Genomic DNA, 18,709 nt, shown 5'->3' on the forward strand with positions numbered 1-18,709 from the left:
AAAGTCGTGGCGCGGAGTGCCCGACTTTTCGATCAAGCGTCCGTGAACGTCTCGGTGCCGAGGACTCGCAGCAGTTCCAGGCGCTCCCGGGCGTCGGCGTTCGCCGGGGTCAGGACCAGCAGCTGCTGCCCCAGGTCCGGGGTCACCAGCGTCTCGCAGTCCAGCGTGATCGGGCCCACCCGCGGGTTGACCAGCGTCTTGCGGTCGGCCCGGCGCACCGCCACCGCGTGCTCCTCCCACAGCGCGCGGAAGTCCTCGCTCTCGGACCGCAGCCGCTCCACGAGCTCGGTCACGTCCGCGTCTCCCGCCCGGCGGCCGGCCACGGCGCGCAGGTCGGCGACGTGCTGGCGGGACTGGCGCTCCGCGTCGCCCTCCGGGTGGACGGCCCGGGCCTCGGGCTCGGTGAACCAGCGGTAGACGGTGTAGCGGCGCAGGCCGGTGAAGCGGGTCAGGTCGCCGGAGAGCAGCAGCGCGGCCCGGTTCTGGGCCAGGATCTCCCCCAGGTCGGACATGACCAGCGCGGGGGTGTCGGCCAGCAGGTCCAGCATGCGCAGGAGGCCGGCCCGGGCCAGCCTCGCCACGCCCTCGGCCGGGGGCGGGCGGTGGCCGGCGAGGTGGAAGAGGTGGGTGCGCTCGTCGTCGCTGAGACGCAGTGCCCGCGCGAGGGCGGCCAGCAGCTGCGTCGACGGCTGGCTGGAGCGGGCCTGCTCGAGGCGCACCACGTAGTCGACGGACATGCCGGCGAGCATCGCGACCTCCTCGCGGCGCAGGCCGGCGGTGCGGCGGCGGGGGCCGTCGGCCAGGCCCACGTCGGCCGGGTGGATGGCCTCGCGGCGCCGGCGCAGGAAGTCGGCGAGCTGCTCACGCTGCATGTGCTCCATGGTGCTCCTCCTCGCGGGCGCAGCCAGGGAGCGTCGCTCCCACGATGCACGCTCCGCTGCCGAGCGGGCGGGATCGGGGGCATCGTCGCAACCATGCAGACACGACAGTTGGGAACGGCCGGGCCGGTGGTCTCGGCGCTCGGGCTCGGGGCGATGGGGCTGTCCGGCGAGGCGTACGGGGCCAGCGATCGCGGCGAGAGCATCGCCACGGTGCACGCGGCGCTCGACGCCGGCATCACGCTCATCGACACCGGGGACTTCTACGGGATGGGCGCCAACGAGCTGCTGCTCGCCGAGGCGCTGCGCGGGCGGCCGCGGGACAGCTATGTGCTCAGCGTGAAGTTCGGGCAGCTGCGCGGGCCCGGGCCGGTGTTCGGGCCGCAGGACAACCGGCCCGAGGCGGTGAAGAACTTCCTCGCGTACTCCCTCAACCGCCTCGGCGTCGAGTACGTCGACGTGTACCGCCCCGCGCGGCTCGATCCCGCGGTGCCAATCGAGGACACCGTGGGCGCGGTCAAGGAGATGGTCGAGGCCGGGTACGTGCGCCACCTCGGGCTCTCCGAGGTCGGGGCCGAGACCATCCGCCGCGCGCACGCGGTGCACCCCGTCGCCGACCTGCAGATCGAGTACTCCCTGCTGTCCCGCGCGGTCGAGGCCGAGGTGCTGCCGGTCCTGCGCGAGCTCGGGATCGGGATGACGGCGTACGGCGTGCTGGCCCGCGGGCTCATCTCCGGCCACTGGAGCGCGCGGCGCCCCGCGGCGCCCGGGGACTTCCGCGTCCACACCCCGCGCTTCGCGCCCGGCAACGTCGAGCACAACCTCGGGCTCGTCGAGGCGCTGCGCAGGGTCGCCGCGGCCAAGGGGTGCACGGTCGCCCAGCTCGCCATCGCCTGGGTCGCCGCCCAGGGGCCGGACGTCGTGCCGCTGGTCGGCGCCCGCACCCGCGAGCGCCTGTCGGAGGCGCTGGCCGACGTGTCGTTGTCCGCCGCCGACCTCGCCGAGATCGAAGAGGCCGTCCCGGCCGGCTCGGCCCGCGGCGACCGGTATCCGACGGCGTTCATGGACAGCCTGGGAGTCGGCAACTGATTGCGCCACCCACGGACGTCGGGATTCCTGGCGGGAGTGCCCTGTGGGGTCAAGGGGTTTGGGTGAGGACTTTTTGCAGGGCGTTGTGCTGGTCGGGGTTGTAGGGGGTGTTGGTGGTCCAGCATTTCCAGATGATGCCGAGCCAGGCGCGGGCGAGGATTCTGACGGCGTGTGGGTGGCGGTGGCCGCGGGCTCGTGCCTGCTGGTAGAGGTGGGCGGCCCAGGGGTTGGTGTGGCGGGAGTCGGCGGCGAAGTCGCAGACCGCGCCGCGGAGTTGTTTGTTCACAGCCCACCGGAACGCGATGATGGTGACCTTGCCGGATTGGCGGGTTGATGGGGTGACGCCGGCCAGGCCGGCCAGTGCTGCCGGGTTTGGGTAACGCCCGCGGGCGTCGCCGATCTCGGCGAGCAGCCGTGCCGCGCGGACCGTCCCCGCCCGGGGCAGTGAGGTGAAGATCGGCCCGTCCGGGTGCGCGGCCAGGGCGTCGGCGATCTGGTCCTCGAGTGCGGTGATCTGGTCGATCAGGGCGGTCACGGCGGTGAGGTAGGCGGTGGTGACCCCGGCCAGGGCCTGCCCGGCGGGGCCGGTCACCCCGGCCGGGGCGTCGTGCAGCCGGGCGAGGAGAACGCCGGGTTTGATGCGGCGGTAGCGTTGCCCGGCCAGCCAGGCGGTCAGCGTGTCCAGGGTGAGCGCGTCGACCGCGTCCTGGGTGCCGAACGCGGTCAGGAACGCCCGGCTGATCGGCGAGGTCAGCTCACAGAACAACCCGACCGCCCCGGGCAGCACGCTCAGCAGATGCGCCCGCAGCTGGTTGACCATGCCGACCCGATGCCCGACCAGGTCCGCCCGGGCCCGCACCAGCGTGCGGAGGCTGGTCGTCGCGGCCGTGTCGGGCCGCAACGGCGTCAGCCGGCGCCGGTCCGTGCGCACCGTGTCAGCCAGCACATAGGCATCGAACCGGTCATCCTTGTGTCCCGCCGACCCATACCGGCCCCGCAAGCTCTTGACCTGCGACGGCGGCACCACGAACACCTCCAGGCCCGCCGCGAGCAACCCCGCAACCAGCGGCCCGTCCGGCCGTTCGATCCCGACCCCGGCCACCCCGTGACGGACCAGGACCGCCACCGCTTTCCCGATCCCGGCCTTCGAATGGCCCACGACCAGCCGCTCGACCGGCTCCCCAGCCCCGTCGATCACGCATATCGCGTGGGAGTCCTCAGCCCAGTCGATACCCGCGAACCGCTCACCTGTCACACTCAACACCGCTCCAACCGCTGCACAGATCAGTGGAAGGCGCACCTGGTGGTTCGGGACATCACTGCCGGACGCTCATTGACGGGCGCTCTCCACGGCGCAGTAGCCCTGTTGCCAGTCGGGATGCCCCGGACCGCCAAACCCCGCAGAAACTCCCGCAAGCCCTCACACCGGGGGCGGCAACGGTTGGCAGTGACCTAGCGGCCCAGGTGCCACCCAACCCCACCAAGAGCCGGGCAGCACCAGTTCTACCAATGAGCGACGGTCAGATACTGACGCGGCCCGAGCCATGAGGCTCTTCGGCTTGTGTCTCATGTGGACGGTTCTTGAGGGCCCACTCGACCGTCGGGGGCATGGCCGCACCGGCGAGCGCGAAGGCGACGGCGAGCAGGAGCCAGCCCGGGTCGCCCCAGCCGAGGGCGAGCGTCGTGACGACGAACGGGGCCAGCATCTGGCCGAGCTGCATGCCGATGGCGTACGCACCCTGGTACTGCCCGTGCTTGTCCGACGGCGACAGCCCGAACGAGATGCCCCAGCCCGACGCCGCGTGCCACAGCTCGCCCACCACGTGGACCAGCGCGCCCGCCACCAGCAGGGCGATCGTGACCGCGTGGTGGGCGTGGCCCGACAGGGCGTAGAGGCCGCACGCGACCAGCAGGGTCAGCCCGGCGCGGCGGGCGGCCCGGGCGGCGCCCCGCGGCTCGTCGGTGCCGCGGGCGGCCCGCACCTGCAGGAGCACGACCGCCGTGGTGTTGGTCAGGTACACCACCGCGACCAGCCACTCCGGGGCGTCCGTGCGGTGTGCGATCCACAGCGGCAGCCCGACCTCGAACAGCCCGAAGTGCGTCGACAGCAGGCCGTCGAGCAGGACGAACACGAGGAACGGCCGGTCGCGCAGGGCGACCAGGCGCGGGGCGCCGGGGGTGTGGACCTGGCGCGGGATGTGCTCGAGGCGGCTCGCCAGGGCCGCGGCGACCAGGTAGGTGAGCGCGTCGCCGAGGATGAGCACGACGTAGGCCGCGCGGGTGTCCATCGCCAGGGCTACGCCGGCCAGGGCCGAGCCGAGCGCGATGCCTACGTTGGTGACGGAGCGCAGGTACGCACGGGTGCGTACGCGCTGCTCGGGCGGGACCGCGCCGCCGATCACGGCCCCCCTTGGCGGCGCGCTGGGCGGCGTCGGCGACCGCGAGCGGGGCGCCGATCAGCAGGTACACCCACACGCTGTGCACCAGCGCGAACGCGGCGGTGCCCAGCGCCTGGGCGAGCAGGCCGGCGACGAAGACCTCCCGCGCGCCGAGCCGGTCGGCGACGTAGCCCATCGGGGCGCTCGCCACCATGCACACCAGGCCGGTCGCGGTCAGGGCCAGGCCCGTCTGCGCGATCGACAGGCCCGCGAACCGGGTCAGGTACAGCGCGCTCGACACCATCCACAGGCCGCTTCCGGTGGTGTTGACGAGCGAGATGAGCGAGAGCAACCGCAGCGGTGGCATGGCGACACTCTAACAAGACGTACGTACGGTTTGCTATACCCGTCAATCTCAACACGCCCTTAACAGATCGTTGGGTCTTGTTGGTGTCCGTTGACACGCGTTCGCGCTGCCCCGGAAGCTGAGAGCGCTCTCACGATCCAACCTAGGAGTTCCCGTGCGATTGAGGACGAAGCTGCTCGGCGCCGCGGCCGTGGTCGCCGCCGCGATACCCGTGGCCATCGCCGCCCTGCCCTCGGCCCAGGCGGCCGGACCATCGCTCCTGCCGTTCACCGTCACGAACTCGACCGGGCGCGGGGACGCGGTCTACCTGTACGTGCTCGGCACCAACCTCAGCACCGGCAAGCTCGGGTACGTCTCCGCCAACGGGACGTTCACCCAGTGGTCCTCCGGCACCAACCCGCCCATGCCCGCCCCGGACGTTTCGATCCCCGGCCCGGCCAACGGCGGCAGCAAGACGATCCAGCTGCCGAAGAACCTCTCCGGCCGCGTCTACATGTCACTGGGCGAGCGGCTCAAGTTCTTCCTGACCCCCGACGGGCTGGTCCAGCCGGCGCCGTGGGCCTCGGGCGACCCGAACCACAACATCCTGTTCGACTGGAGCGAGTTCACGTACAACGACGCCGGCCTGTGGCTCAACAGCTCGCAGGTCGACATGTTCGCGGTGCCGCACGCGGTCAGCGTCACCGGCGCGAACGGCGCGACCTCGACGACCGGCGCGCTCAAGGCCGACGGGCGCCAGAACGTCATCAACCAGATCAAGGCCCAGGCCGGCTGGGGCAACACCGTGGTGACCCGCTCGGACGGCACGGTGCTGCGGGTGCTCTCGCCCGGCAAGGCGGCCGACGCCGGGCTGTTCAGCGCGACGTACCTCGACCCGTACATCGCCAACGCCTGGAACGCGTACACCACCAAGACGCTCACCGTGGTGCCCTTCACCGACCAGCCGAACGTCAAGTACTTCGGCCGCACCAGCGGCACCGTGATGACGTTCACGAACGCCTCCGGCCAGAAGGTCGCCTCGTTCAACCGGCCCTCCACCGCCAACGTGTGGGGCTGCGACGGGGCCCTCGGCGCACCCAACGACCAGGTCGTCGGGCCGATCGCGCGCACCCTCTGCGCGGCGCTGCACCGCAGCACCCTCGGCACCATCGACACCCAGCCGGGCGGGACCGCGGCCGACTTCTACAAGAGCGCGCTCACGAACCACTACTCGCGGATCGTGCACGCGAACATGGCCGACGGCCGGGCGTACGGCTTCGCCTTCGACGACGTGCAGAACCAGGAGTCGCTCGTGCACGACGGCGACCCGCGCGCGGCCGGCATCACGCTCTCGCCCTTCACCGGCGGCGGCAGCACCGGCGGAGGCGGCAACACCGGCGGTGGCGGCGGCACCACCACCCCGCCGCCCACCGGCGGCGGCAACAGCTCGGTGAAGTCGATCGCCAGCAACTGGAACAACAAGTGCATCGACGTGCCGAACTGGAACTTCTCGGACGGGCAGCGCCTGATCGTGTGGAACTGCACGGGCGGCACCAACCAGAAGTGGAACTTCGTCGACGGCACGCTGCGCACCGAGAACGGCAAGTGCATGGACGTCGCCTGGGGCTCCTCGGCCAACGGCACCGCGATCCAGATCGCGAACTGCTCCGGCAACGCGGCCCAGAAGTTCGTGCTCAGCGCAGCCGGGGACCTGGTGAACCCGCAGGCGAACAAGTGCGTCGACATCAAGGACTGGAACCCGAACAACGACGCGCTGCTGCAGCTGTGGGACTGTGCCGGCACGGCGAACCAGAAGTGGCACACGGTCTAATACCCATGTGACCCACGTCGAGATCTACACGGACGGCGCCTGCAGCGGAAACCCGGGACCGGGGGGCTGGGGCGCCGTCCTGCGCTACGGCACCGTCGAGAAGGAGCTGTGCGGCGGGGAGGCGACGGCGACCACGAACAACCGCATGGAGCTCACCGCGCCGATCCGCGCGCTGGAGAGCCTGACCCGGCCCGTGGTCGTGCACCTCTACACCGACAGCTCCTACGTGCGCAACGGCATCACCGCCTGGGTGGCCCGCTGGAAGCGCAACGGCTGGCAGACGAGCGACAAGCAGCCGGTCAAGAACGTCGACCTGTGGCAGGAGCTCGACGCGCTCGTCGCCAAGCACCAGGTCGAGTGGCACTGGGTCAAGGGCCACAACGGGCACCCGGAGAACGAGCGGGCCGACCGCCTGGCCGCCAAGGGTCTGCGTCTGGCCACCGGTCGTCCTGCTCGGTAGCGCCGCGTTCACGCTCGGTGCGATTGCCCGTATCTGGGTGGCCTGGCGACAGGTTGCACCGCTGCGACGGATTCCGCCCGGAAGCGCGGCACGGTACGGTCTACGGGTGAAGGTCGAGCGGCACTGGTGGAACGGCGTCCACGGTCCGCGTGGTCGCCGCGACGTATATCTGAGCACCGACGGGACCCAGTGGGAGGTCCTGGCGCAGACCGGCGGCGCCTCCGGCCCGTCGAAGACCCACCACTGCCCGAGCCGGGCGGCGGCGGAGATCCTCGCCAACGCCTGGATGGGCGGCCGCCCGGAGTGGCGCGAGCTCGCGGCCTGAGCGGTCCGTCGAGCCCGATCGGCTAGAGGGAGTCCACGAACCGGCCCATGCGTTTGACGGCCTCCTCCAGCAGCGGGAGCGCCGTCGCGTAGCTGCACCGCACGTGGCCCTCGCCACCCGGGCCGAAGACGCTTCCCGGGACCACCGCCACCCGTTCCGCCTGCAGCAGGCGCTCCGCGAACGTCTCCGAATCCAGGCCCGTCGAGCGGATGGACGGGAAGGCGTAGAAGGCGCCCTGCGGCTCGTGGCACGTCAGGCCGATCGCGTTCAGGCCCTTCACGAACAGGCGGCGCCGGCGGTCGTAGTCGGCCACCATCTCCGCCACCTGGCCGTCGCCCGAGCGCAGGCCCTCCAGGGCCGCGGCCTGGGAGACGTGCGGGGCGCACAGCATCGTGTACTGATGGATGCGTCCCGCCAGCTCCAGCACGAACGCCGGGGCGCACACGAAACCGACCCGCCAGCCCGTCATCGCGTGGGCCTTGGAGAAGCCGCCCAGGACGATCGACCGGGACGGGGCCAGCGACGCCATGCACGTGTGCGGCGCGTCATAGCTCAGGCGCTCGTAGATCTCGTCCGAGACCAGGTACAGGTCGTGGCGCTCCGCCAGGTCGGCCAGGGCCTCCAGGACCTCGCGCGGCTGGATCGCGCCCGTCGGGTTGGACGGCGACGAGACCAGGATCGCCTTCGTGCGCGGCGTGATCGCCCGCTCGATCTCGTCGATCAGGATCTCGAAGGCCGGGGACGACGGGACGTACACGGGGGTGCCGCCGGCGAAGGTCACGCACGGGCCGTACGCCACGTAGCACGGCTCGGGGATGATCACCTCGTCGCCGGCGTCGAGCAGGGTGCGCATCACCAGGTCCAGGCCCTGCGACACCCCGGACGTGATCAGGCACTCGGAGACGGCGTCGAAGGTCACGGAGTATCGGCGAGAGAGATCCTCGACGATGGCCGAGCGGAGCTCCAGCAGGCCCGCGTTCGAGGTGTACGTCGTGAAGCCCTGCTCCAGCGCGTAGATCCCGGCCTCGCGCACGTGCCAGGGCGTCACGTAGTCGGGCTCGCCCACGCCCAGGGAGATGACGTTGTCCATGGTCGCCGCGATGTCGAAGAACCGCCGGATCCCCGACGGCGGGCACGCGGCGACGATCGGGTTGAGCGGCTTCACGGCGTGACCGGGAGGCGTCGGTCGACCTCGGCGGTCGCGTAGAGCTCGTCGTCTTCCTTGTAGGTCTTCATCACGAAGTGCGTGGCCGTGGCCGTCACCCGCTCGATCGTCGAGAGCTTCTGGGCCACGAAGTCGGCGATGTCGTGCATGCTGCGGCCCGTGACCACGCAGCGCAGGTCCTGGGCGCCGGACACGAGGTACACCGACCGCACCTCGGGGAAGCGGGAGATCCGCAGCGCGACGTCGTCGAAGCCCAGGCCGCGGGCGGGCATCACGGCGACGTCGATGAACGCGGTGATCACCTGCTCGCCGCTGAGCTCGCGCAGCCGGTCGGCGTCGACGACGGCCTTGTACCGCCGGATCACGCCCTGCTGCTCCCAGGCCGTAATCTGCGCCCGGACGCGCTCGACGTCGATTCCGGTCAAATCCGAGATGCGCTCCGGGGTAGCGTGGGCATCCTTCCGGAGGATCTCCATGATCTCCAACACCGGGCAATCTTACTGTCCGTGCAGCGGCGCACTCCAGACTACTATTCGCCGAATGGACCCAGTCTCGGTCGCCGAGGTGGCGTCGATCGTCGGCGGAACGGTGCACTTCCCCGGGGAAGAGCGCGCGGTCGGCAGCGTCGCCATTCACTCGGACCGGTTGCAGGCCGACAGTCTCTTCTTCGCTCTCCAGGGTGTCACGGACGGTCACCGGTTCGTGGCGCGGGCGCTCGCCAACGGGGCCATCGCCGCGGTCGTGGACCGGCGCCGGCTGGCCGAGTTCCCCGGGCAGACCGTGATCGCCGTCGAGGATCCGCTCGCCGCGCTGCAGGAGATGGCGGTGTGGTGGCGGCGCCAGCTCAGCTCGACGACGTTCGTGGCGGTCGTCGGCAGCAACGGCAAGACGCTCACCAAGGACGCGCTCGTCGGGCTGCTGGCGGGGCATCGCACGACGTACGGCAGCCCGGGTAGCTACAACAGCCAGCTCGGCGTGGCCCTGTCGGTGCTGCAGTGCCCGGCCGATGTGCCGGTCGCCGTGATCGAGGCGGCCGCGACCGAGCCCGGCGAGATGGCCCGCCTCGCGCGGATGGTCGACCCGCGCGCGGTCGTGTTCACCAACCTCGGCCGCAGCGGGCAGAGCTTCGGCAGCCGCGAGGAGCACGCCCGCGAGCTGCTGAGCATGGCGGCCGGGTTGCCCGAGGACGGGTGGCTGCTCATGGGCGAGGAAGACGCTTCGGTACACGACATGGCCCGGCAGATCTCGAAGGCGCGGCTGCTGCCGGCCGGGGACCCCGCGCTGCCCCGGCTGACCAGGCTGCGGCACGTCGAGCGCTCCTCGCTGGTCCGCGCCGCGCTGCCCGGCGGCACGGAGGAGGACCTGCTGGTCGCGACCCCGTCGCCGGAGGTGCTCAGCGACCTCGAGCTCGCGATGGGCGCCGCGACCCTGCTCGGGATCGGGCCGGCCGACCTGCTCACGGCGGTCGCCGACTACACACCGCCGTCGACGCGCATGCAGATGTGGCGCCGCCCCGATGGCGCGACCGTCGTCGGTGAGCTGGCCAACACCGACCCGCTCGCGCTGAGCAGCGCCCTGCGCACGGCCCGGTCCCTCATGGGGGCCCAGGGCCGCACCCTCATGATCATCGGTGATCCGCTGACCGGCCTGACCGCCGAGGGCGCCGACGCGATGGCCCGGTGCCTGCGGGCCGAGAACGTGCGGCTGGTCTGCGGCCTGGACGACGAGGCGCACGGCCTGATCGAGGCCGCGCTCGCGGGCAGCGACGTGCCCGTGCACCGCTTCCCGGACGAGGACCGCATGCGCGCGTTCGTCGCGACCGAGCTGCGCCCCGACGACGTGGCGCTGGTGCACGTACCGCGGGACACCATGGTCACCGACTCCTGGATGCACCTCGTGGAGGCCGCGGCCGCGACCCGGCTCTACGTGGACCTCGCGGCCATCCGGGACAACGTCGCCGCCTTCCGCAAGCTCGTGGGCCCGCACACGCGGCTCATGGGGGTCGTGAAGGCGGAGGCGTACGGCACCAATCCCGTCACCGTCGCGCACACCCTGCGGGAGGCGGGCGTCGACTGGCTCGGCGTGGCCACCGCGGACGAGGGCGTCGCGCTGCGCCGGGCGGGCGTGCAGATGCCGATCCTGGTCTTCCTCGCCGTGCCCGGCGACCTCGAGCGGCTGGTCCGGCACCGGTTGACGCCGTCGCTGTACTCCGTGGAGATGTACGACGCCGCCTGCCGGGCCGCCGCCGTGAGCGGCCGCCGGCTGGACGTGCACGTCGAGGTGGACTCGGGGATGCACCGCAGCGGGCTGTACCCGGAGGCCGCGATCGAGCTGCTGGGCAAGCTCAAGGGCAGCGAGCACCTGCGCCTGGCCGGGCTCATGAGCCACCTCGGCTGCCCCGACGACCCCGCCGAGGACGACCTGACCCGGGAGCAGCTCAAGCGCTTCGGCTCGGTGTGCGCGGCGGCGGACGAGATGGGGTTCGAGGATGTCGTACGGCACACCGCCGCCACGGCCGCCACGATCCGCTTCCCGGAGGCGCGCTACGACATGGTGCGCCTCGGCATCGGCCTCTACGGCCTGCAGCCCTCGACCGCGACCAGCAGCCTGATCACGCTCACGCCCGGCGTCGGCCTGGTGTCACGGATCGTCGAGATCCACGACATGGCGCCCGGGGAGCGGGTCGGCTACGGCGGCCTGTTCCGCGCCCAGTCCCCGGACACGCGGATCGCGCTCATCGCCGCGGGCTACTACGACGCCGTCCCGCGCGCCTTCCGCAAGGTCGGCTACGTGCTGGTCAACGGCCGCCGCTGCGAGATCGCGGGCACGATCTCGATGGACTCGATGGCGATCGACATCACCGGCCACCCGGACGCGGAGGTGGGCTCGGACGTGCTCATCTTCGGCCAGTACGCGGGCTTCTCGACCCCGATCGAGCAGGCCGCCGCGGCCATGGACACCGTCTCGCACGAGGTGCTGACCCAGGTCGGCCCCCGCGTCCAGCGCATCTTCACCCAGCACTGAGGTATTCGCGCACGGCCGCGGCGAAGGCGCCCGCGGGCAGCGTGAGGTTCCCGTCGGCCGGCTCGCCGGTGCCGCGCAGGGCCGGCGGGACCACCTCGGCCCAGGCGAACAGCCCGCGGCGGTGCCAGCGCTCGGCGATCGCGCGCCCCGCCTCCGTGTGCCAGTAGCGATCGGCCGCGGGGTCGGCCCCGATGAGCCCGGCCGCGACGAGCCGCGGCACGGCCCGGACGAACTCGTCCTCGGTCAGGATCGCGTGGTTGATGCCGTCGGCCGCGCCGATGATCCGCGCGAGCGTCGCGCCCTCCTCGGGGCCGGACCCGAAGACGGCCGCGAACACCCACGCGTCCGCGACCTCCCACTCGGCGCCCACGTCTTTACGAGTGGGTGGCGAGGTCCAGGATGCGCTCGAGGATCTGGCGCGGGGGAACCGGCGGCTCCTCGGCCAGGCCCTGGTGGTAGAAGACCGTCGCCGGGGTCAGGCCCGGCAGGGAGTTGGCCTCGATGATGATGACCTCGCCCGTCTTGCGGTGCATGAAGGCGTCGATCCGGCCGTACCCCTCCATGCCCAGCACGTTCGCCGTCCGTGCGATGCGTGCGCGCACGGCGTCGACCGCGCCGGGCTCGACGCGGCCGAGCGGGGCGCCGGGCGGGGGCGTGATGTTGATGCCGGTGCCGCCCATGAACTTCTCCTCGAGCGACAGGATGCCCGCGCTCGCGACGGTGATCGAGGGGTTCATGGCGACCATCGCGCCGCGCGGGCCGATCACGCCGACGGTCACCTCGATCCAGCCGGTGTCGCGCTCGCGGCCCCAGAGCAGCTCGGCGTCGCCCGAGTGGTCCTCGACCCGCACGTCGTCGGTGTCGATGTAGTCCTCGAAGAGCAGGTGGTGCGGGCGGCTCGTCGGCATCTCGACCAGCTGGTCGGGGCTGAGCAGGGAGAACCCGGCGCCCTTGATGCGCCTCGCGCCGGCGTTGATCAGCTCCAGGTAGCGCTGCAGGTCCGCGGCGTTGCCCAGCGGGAGAATGCCGGCCGAGCAGCCGTCGTCCAGGGGCTTGACGACCACCCGGGTGTCGGTGACCTCGGTGATGATGTCGTGCCAGAGGGTCTCGATCACCGACTCCTCGACCGACGCGGGGACGTCGACGCGGACGCGGCGGGCGGTGTGGATGCCCTCGCTCTCCAGGGTCGCGACGACCTTGCCGGTCTCGTACTTGTCGGCGCACAGGCGGGACGCGGCCGGGCCGGAGCCGTTGTACCGGATGCTGTGCGCGTCCAGCAGCTCCTGCAATGTCCCGTTCTCGCCCGCGCCGCCGTGCAGGGCGATGAAGACGAGCTCGTGACGGTCGAGGAACTCCTCCATCGACAGCTGCACCGGCGGCGCGACGGAGGTGCTGCGGGCCTCGGCGGGCAGCCGGAGGCGCTCGATGATCCGCTCGGCCAGGCGGCTGCGGCGCTCCTCGAGGCGCAGGCCGTCGCGGCAGGCGTACACGATCTCCTCGACGGAGTGGCGCAGGGCCGACGAGTACGACACCTGCCAGACGGATCCGTCGGGCGACAGCAGGTAGGGAACCGGCGCGTATTTCTGCGAACGGGCCAGCTTCAGCCACACGTTGGTCCCGCTCAGCACCGACACCTGGCGCTCGGCCGTGGCGCCGCCGAAGAGCACGGCCACCGGCTCGCCGGTCTGGATCGTGGTGTCGTAGGGCGCGGCGAACTCGAGGCCGTTGCGCAGCGACGCGGCGCGCAGGACCTCGCGCAGGACGTCGGCGTGGGTCATGCCGAGCTGCGCGGCCTGGACGAACAGGAAGCTGTTCTGCTCCATGCCGCTGATCACGTTGACGTCGGAGACGAGCACGGTGCCGTCTTCTTCGAGCCACGCGTCGATGCGGGCGAAGTCGCGCAGGCCGAGGGTCTTGAACACGGCCTCGGCGGTGGCCTGGATGCGCGCGATCGTCTCGTCGTCCCGGGGCGGCGGGCAGTGGTAGTGCGAGTCGTTGCTGGCCAGATACTTGCGGCGGTAGTCGAAGATCTCGTCCTCGGTCGCCTGGTTCTGCAGCTCGATCTCGACCGGGATGAGCGCGACCGGCCCGTCGGGCCCGTCGAGCACGATGGTGGTCACCTCGACGCCGTGCATCCGCGGCTGGATGACGATCCGGTCGTGGCGGGTGCGCAGGGTGCGCAGGATGTCGACGGCCGCGGCGCGGTCCCGGGCGACGAAGACGTCGATGCTGGAGCCGCCGGTGGCCGGCTTCAACACCAGCTTGGCGACGTCCGGGAAGGCCTCGGTGACGACCCGCTCGGCCTCGGCGTCGGACATGGCGGCGTCGACGATCGCCGAGGGCACCGCGCCGATGCCGACGGCGTCGAGGGCCTGCTTGGCCTTGTACTTGTCGAAGGCGGTCGCGCACGCCTGCGCCCCGGTGCCGACGAAGGGCACCCCGGCCTTCTCCAGCAGCGCCTGGACCTGCCCGTCCTCGCCGAACTCGCCGTGCATGCAGGGGAAGACCAGCCCGGCCGTGCGCAGGCGGGCGATGAGCTCGTCCTCGGTGAGCGGCCGGCCCTCGTGCGCGAGCTTGAAGTCGAAGTCGCTCGGAGTGTTGCAGTAGAGCAGGCCACGGGGGATGGAGTAGGGCCGCACCTGGCGGTCGAAGAAGATGATCTCGGTCAGGTTGACGACCGCGCCCTCGAGGTGGTCCGCTACGGAGCGTGCGGAGTTGAGCGAGATCCCGCGCTCCTCGGACGGGCCGCCCAGCAGCAGCGCAACGTCGACCATCGTTTCCTCTTCATTTGGGCCACTTCGACGGGGCTACATTACACCGGGGCCTGATCACGCACTGTCGGCAAAGCGAAGCGCCCTCGCGACCGGGCAGCGAATCACGATCACCGCCACCCCGGGCAGGACGGCACGAGCGACGTCGATGACCCGGGTTGCCGCGGAACGGCCCGGCGAACCTAACCTGGACGTCGTCGCCCCGGCGGTGCCGGGTCCACCTGGAGATCTGAGGACGATTACGCTCATGCGCGGCAGGTCGTAGTGCAGAGGTCGTCACGCCACCTTGCGAAGTTGGAGGACGCCGGTTCGAATCCGGCCGATCTGCCCTTCCTGGCTCGTGAGCTGCCGCTCTGGCGCAAGATCCGGGCCGAGATGCCACCGCCCGCGCTCGTCGCGGCGGCGGCCTCGGCCCGGTCGGCCGGCGATTGGCGGGCCGCCGCGAACCTCCTGCCGGTCACGATCGACGTCGACCTGGCCGCGGTCCGCGCCCGGTTCGGCACCGCCTCCGCCGACCGGCTGGAGGACGACCTGCACCACCTCTGTCTCGACCTGCTGTGGTGGCACCTCCCCCGGCACCGCGGCGGCCGGTCCACCCTGCAGGCCCAGGTGAGCGCCGTCCTCGCCCCCCGATCCGGCGCCGCCACCGAACCGCTGGTGCGCCTGCGGCTGCCGAAGTCCCCGACCGGCCCGCAGCGCGTCCACCTGAGCGTGTCGACGCTGGCCGAACTCGAGCACGAGCGCTGGTACTACGCCCCGCGCCCCACCTGGGACGCCCGCGAGGCTTCTTCGCTGGCGCGGCTGTGGGACGCACCGCCGGTCTTCGCGCTACTGGAGTCCGGCGACTACCGCGAGGCCTGGCAGCAGTGCGGCATCACGCTGGACTTCGACGACCTGAGCTGCCTGCAGTCTCCCTCGATGTCCCCGACGAGCCCGGTCGGCGTCGCGGAGCTGGCCACGGAGGCGGGCGCCGCCTTCGGCGTGGACCAGGTCGCGACCCTGTTCGGCGCGTACTTGACGATCAACCTGCCGTCGCTGCGGGCCGAGGCGTCGGACCCGAGCGATTACCTCGAGGTTCCCGTCCGGATTCCCACGTCGTCGGTACCTCCTGATCTCGCGCTCATCGCCGCGGGCCTGCTGTCACCGGACGCCCTGCACCCACTCATGCTGCCGGCGGCCTCACGCGCGGGCTTCGCCAGCCCCGGCACCGACCCGGACGGCACTGCCACTGCCACTGCTACCGCTGTTGCCACTGCCGCCGCCACCCCCACTGCTGCCGCCACTGCCTCTGACGCCGCCACTCCCACTGCTGCCGCCGCCCCTCACGCTGCCGCCCCTCCCACCTCCGCTGCCGCTCCCGCTTCTGCCGCTGCCACTGCCGCCGCCCCTCACGCTGCCGCCCCTCCCACCTCCGCTGCCGCTCCCGCTTCTGCCACTGCCACTGCCACTGCCGCCGCCCCTCACGCTGCCGCCCCTCCCACCTCCGCTGCCGCTCCCGCTTCTGCCGCTGCCGCTGCCACGAAAAGTCCGACACTTCGTGATCGGACTTTTCGGACATTTACCCTGTCAGGAGATATGTCAGATACGCCGGATTCTGGCCGGCAAGATCCGCGGCTCGGGTCGCGGGCGAGCGGGCAACTGGCGCGGGGCGACCAGGCGGCGTTCCGCGTTCGTTGCGGCGGCGACTGGCACCGGCTCGGCATCGCCGGCGGCGCGCTCACCCTGCACGACCACGACGAGCAGGAACAAGTGCGCGAATCCGCACTGCGCGCCCTCGGCGGCGACAGCCACGGCTGCTTCGGCGTCGAACAGGCCTGGCAGCAGGGCGGCGGGCGGCTGCCGCGGGCGCTGCACGAGCACCGTCGCGCGCTCATGCACCGCCTGCAGTTCGGCGACACGGGGCACCTCCTGCGCGGATTGAGCGACGGCACCGTCGATCCGCGCATGCGCGCGCACAACGGATGGTCGCTCATGCACATGGCGGTCTGGCTCGACCACGAGCGGGTCCTGCCGGTGCTGCTCGACGCGGGCGTGCCCGTGGACGGCGCGGACCGGATCGGCCGGACACCGCTGTACGAGGCGGTCATGCAGGGTGGCGACCCCGCCTTCGTCCGCGACCTGCTGGCGGCGGGCGCGGACCCGAAGGCCGAGACCGTGCACGGAACGACCCCGGCCCACGTCGCGCGCTACTACCACGCCGGCCGCGACCTGGAGTTCCTGGCGAATCTGTGACTCCGGCGGCCACCGGAGTGCACGAATGAGCAGCACCGCCGCCGGACTGCGCGAATGGACACCCCGCCGCCGACGGAGTGCGCGAATGAGCAGCACCGCCGCCGGACTGCGCGAATGGACACCCCGCCGCCGACGGAGTGCGCGAATGAGCAGCACCGCCGCCGGACTGCGCGAATGGACACCCCGCCGCCGACGGAGTGCGCGAATGAGCAGCACCGCCGCCGGACTGCGCGAATGGACACCCCGCCGCCGACGGAGTGCACGAATGAGCAGCACCGCCGCCGGACTGCGCGAATGGACACCCCGCCGCCGACGGAGTGCACGAATGAGCAGCACCGCCGCCGGACTGCGCGAATGGACACCCCGCCGCCGACGGAGTGCGCGAATGAGCAGCGCCGCCGCCGGACTGCGCGAGCCCGCGCGAATGGACACCCCAACCGTCGGCGGAGTGCGCGAGCCTGCGCGAATGGGCGGCGTGGACGCCGGCCTGCACTAATCTGCGCGGCATGGCGGACGTGTTCGAGATTCTGGTGACGCTCAACCTGAGCGCTGAGATCCCCGGCGACGAGCTGGCGGAGCTGCGCTGGCACCTCGGGCTCGGCGAGCAGCGACCCGAGGTGCTGCCGCTGACCGGGCCGTTCGACCCGGAGCCGGTGTTCGCCGCGCGCGGGGCCGCGTGGAAGGTGGGCGGAGCCGTAGTCGGCGAGCTGGTCGAGCGCGGGAAAGGGTGGGCGCTGACCGTTTTGCAGGAGGTACACCCGGATGAACTTCCGACCCTGCACGCCCTGCTCACCGGCGTCGCCCGGCACGCGGATCAGGTCGGGTTCGCCGGGTTCGTGCGGTTCTATGAGGACGATGCGCCGGAGTCGTTCACGGTGAGCGGCGGGCAGCTCGCACTGCCCGCCGCCGTGACCGACTACTTGTAGGTGATGTCCGAGGACTTGAAGTTGCAGTGGCCGTCGCCCATGCCGTCACCGAGGTACTTCGGCTCGCTGCCCTTGGCCACGCCCGTGTACTCGGCGCAGACGTGGATGCCCGACGAGTTCGTGACGGTCACCCGGGTCAGCGTGGCGGTGTCGCCCCAGTTGGTGTTGATCCCAACGACGTACTTCGTCTTGTCCAGCAGCACGTTGTCCACCGTCACGTGGCGCTCGTAGTGGTTCGTGCAGTTGCCGCAGCCCCGGTAGAGCTTGCCGATGTTGCTGGCGTAGAAGCCGCTGATGTGCACGGTGCCGTTGCCGTTGTGCTGGAACACCTTGTCGGTCGCCGACTTGGCGCCGCCGCCGATGACGTAGGAGTCGCCGCCGCTGGTGCCCAGGAACGTGGCCGCGTCCTCGCCCACGTCCTCCCACCACACGTTCTGGATGGTGCAGCGGCCGAGGCAGTGCACGCCGTCGCCCGCGGGCGAGCCGATGATGACGTTCTTGAGCGTCGCGCCGTCGGACAGCTCGAACATCGGGTCCTGGCTCTCGCTCTGGCCGCCGTCGCCGATGCAGCAGTAGCGCTTCATCCCACCGTCGAGCGAGCTGGTCACCTTGATGGTGCCGCTCACCGAGACCGAGCCGGTGCTGCTCGGCCACGAGCCGGTCGGGGTGCTGCCGCCGCCCGACGTCGGGGTGCTGCCGCCGCCGCCCGAGCCGAGCTTGACCAGCTGCCACTGCTGGTTGGCGCCGTCGAGGTTCTGGTAGCCGTCGAGCTTGGCGCCGTCGGCGGTCGACCACTCCCAGGTCTCGATGACCTTGTTGCTGTGGCGGTTGACGAAGCGGACGTACCCGTTCGCCGAGTCCTGGAGGCGGAAGTGCTGGGTCGTCGAGCCGCTGTCGGCGTTCTGCACGAGCTGCAGGCCGTCGGTGGCGTTGGGCAGGTCGAGGACCTTGCCGCTCATCACTGACTTGATCTTGTAGTAGCCGGAGCCGGCGTCGACGAACTTCCACTGCTGGACGGCGAGATCGTTGCGCGACCACTGGTTGACCGGCGCGCCGTCGTTCGTGGCCCAGTTGTAGACGTCGATGACCTTGCCGCTGTTGCGGTTGACGAAGACGTACGTCGCGCTGGTGTCGACGGTCGCCGCGGACGCCGAGTTCGTGGCGACCAGCGTCACCCCCGCCACCGCGACGACGCCGGACGCGGCCGCGAGTGCGAGCCGCACCCGCCGCCGCGTGGGACTGGATTGCATCTGCTCCTCCATTCAGGGGAAAGCGCTTTCCTGA

The 18,709-nt window shown here is 71.5% G+C and carries 15 protein-coding genes, 1 tRNA gene and 1 pseudogene; 8 read left to right on the forward strand and 9 right to left on the reverse strand.

Going from position 1 to position 18,709, the window contains the following annotated elements; genetic code table 11:
* Positions 1-32 precede the first annotated feature (32 nt).
* Entirely contained in the window at positions 33-872 is an 840-nt protein-coding gene (locus tag AC6JBM_RS41865) for a helix-turn-helix transcriptional regulator (protein WP_497979321.1), read from the reverse strand.
* A 102-nt stretch (positions 873-974) separates the two neighbouring features.
* Between AC6JBM_RS41865 and AC6JBM_RS41870 the strand changes: the two genes are divergently transcribed.
* The gene (locus tag AC6JBM_RS41870; RefSeq protein ID WP_497979322.1) at positions 975-1,967 is read left to right on the forward strand and encodes an aldo/keto reductase; all 993 of its coding nucleotides are present in this window, start codon (positions 975-977) and stop codon (positions 1,965-1,967) included.
* Positions 1,968-2,016: 49 nt separating this feature from the next.
* On the opposite strand, the gene AC6JBM_RS41875 is transcribed toward AC6JBM_RS41870, so the two are convergent.
* The 3 genes and pseudogenes from AC6JBM_RS41875 to AC6JBM_RS41885 all read right to left on the reverse strand — a co-directional run.
* The gene (locus AC6JBM_RS41875; RefSeq protein ID WP_497979323.1) at positions 2,017-3,231 is read right to left on the reverse strand and encodes an IS110 family RNA-guided transposase; all 1,215 of its coding nucleotides are present in this window, start codon (positions 3,229-3,231) and stop codon (positions 2,017-2,019) included.
* Between the two features lie 256 nt (positions 3,232-3,487).
* Positions 3,488-4,369 (reverse strand): MFS transporter, encoded by an 882-nt coding sequence (locus AC6JBM_RS41880; protein ID WP_497979324.1) that lies wholly within the window; start codon positions 4,367-4,369, stop codon positions 3,488-3,490.
* Positions 4,370-4,475: 106 nt separating this feature from the next.
* Positions 4,476-4,712: pseudogene (locus tag AC6JBM_RS41885) on the reverse strand (MFS transporter); the annotation flags it as partial.
* A 154-nt stretch (positions 4,713-4,866) separates the two neighbouring features.
* Between AC6JBM_RS41885 and AC6JBM_RS41890 the strand changes: the two are divergent.
* The 3 genes from AC6JBM_RS41890 (at position 4,867) to AC6JBM_RS41900 (ending at position 7,307) form a co-directional block, all read left to right on the forward strand.
* On the forward strand, positions 4,867-6,522 hold the full coding sequence (locus AC6JBM_RS41890) for a glycoside hydrolase family 64 protein (protein WP_497979325.1): 1,656 nt from the start codon (positions 4,867-4,869) through the stop codon (positions 6,520-6,522).
* A gap of 7 nt (positions 6,523-6,529) precedes the next feature.
* Positions 6,530-6,982 carry a ribonuclease HI gene (gene rnhA, locus AC6JBM_RS41895; RefSeq protein ID WP_497979326.1) on the forward strand — a complete coding sequence of 151 codons (453 nt, stop codon included), beginning with the start codon at positions 6,530-6,532 and terminating at the stop codon, positions 6,980-6,982.
* Positions 6,983-7,088: 106 nt separating this feature from the next.
* Positions 7,089-7,307, forward strand: coding sequence for a hypothetical protein (locus tag AC6JBM_RS41900; protein ID WP_350610008.1), 219 nt, complete (start codon positions 7,089-7,091; stop codon positions 7,305-7,307).
* Positions 7,308-7,329: 22 nt separating this feature from the next.
* Here the strand turns inward: AC6JBM_RS41900 and AC6JBM_RS41905 are convergent, their stop codons facing one another.
* Positions 7,330-8,472, reverse strand: a complete 1,143-nt coding sequence (locus tag AC6JBM_RS41905; RefSeq protein ID WP_497979327.1) for an aminotransferase class I/II-fold pyridoxal phosphate-dependent enzyme — start codon at positions 8,470-8,472, stop codon at positions 7,330-7,332.
* Positions 8,469-8,960: an Lrp/AsnC family transcriptional regulator gene (locus AC6JBM_RS41910; RefSeq protein WP_350610010.1), complete on the reverse strand. Its 492-nt coding sequence runs from the start codon at positions 8,958-8,960 to the stop codon at positions 8,469-8,471. The genes AC6JBM_RS41905 and AC6JBM_RS41910 overlap by 4 nt, the downstream gene beginning before the upstream one ends.
* Positions 8,961-9,012: 52 nt before the next feature.
* Between AC6JBM_RS41910 and alr the strand changes: the two genes are divergently transcribed.
* On the forward strand, positions 9,013-11,496 hold the full coding sequence (gene alr, locus AC6JBM_RS41915) for an alanine racemase (RefSeq protein WP_497979328.1): 2,484 nt from the start codon (positions 9,013-9,015) through the stop codon (positions 11,494-11,496).
* On the opposite strand, the gene AC6JBM_RS41920 is transcribed toward alr, so the two are convergent.
* Both AC6JBM_RS41920 and AC6JBM_RS41925 read right to left on the reverse strand, forming a co-directional pair.
* Positions 11,483-11,866 carry a hypothetical protein gene (locus tag AC6JBM_RS41920; RefSeq protein ID WP_497979329.1) on the reverse strand — a complete coding sequence of 128 codons (384 nt, stop codon included), beginning with the start codon at positions 11,864-11,866 and terminating at the stop codon, positions 11,483-11,485. The genes alr and AC6JBM_RS41920 overlap by 14 nt on opposite strands.
* Before the next feature lie 4 nt (positions 11,867-11,870).
* A complete protein-coding gene (locus AC6JBM_RS41925; protein WP_497979330.1) occupies positions 11,871-14,270 on the reverse strand; it encodes a hypothetical protein in 2,400 nt (799 codons plus the stop codon).
* 251 nt (positions 14,271-14,521) lie between these two features.
* Here AC6JBM_RS41925 and AC6JBM_RS41930 point away from each other — a divergent pair.
* The 3 genes from AC6JBM_RS41930 to AC6JBM_RS41940 all read left to right on the forward strand — a co-directional run bounded on the left by AC6JBM_RS41930 (position 14,522) and on the right by AC6JBM_RS41940 (position 17,425).
* Positions 14,522-14,596: transfer RNA gene (locus tag AC6JBM_RS41930), tRNA-Arg, on the forward strand.
* The gene (locus tag AC6JBM_RS41935) at positions 14,562-16,499 is read left to right on the forward strand and encodes an ankyrin repeat domain-containing protein (protein WP_497979331.1); all 1,938 of its coding nucleotides are present in this window, start codon (positions 14,562-14,564) and stop codon (positions 16,497-16,499) included. Before AC6JBM_RS41930 ends, AC6JBM_RS41935 begins: the two co-directional genes overlap by 35 nt.
* Positions 16,500-17,005: 506 nt before the next feature.
* A complete protein-coding gene (locus tag AC6JBM_RS41940; protein ID WP_497979332.1) occupies positions 17,006-17,425 on the forward strand; it encodes a hypothetical protein in 420 nt (139 codons plus the stop codon).
* Here the strand turns inward: AC6JBM_RS41940 and AC6JBM_RS41945 are convergent.
* Positions 17,416-18,675, reverse strand: coding sequence for a pectate lyase (locus tag AC6JBM_RS41945; RefSeq protein ID WP_497979333.1), 1,260 nt, complete (start codon positions 18,673-18,675; stop codon positions 17,416-17,418). The genes AC6JBM_RS41940 and AC6JBM_RS41945 overlap by 10 nt on opposite strands.
* Between the last annotated feature and the right edge of the window lie 34 nt (positions 18,676-18,709).

The sequence above is a fragment of the Dactylosporangium thailandense genome, assembly GCF_059739745.1.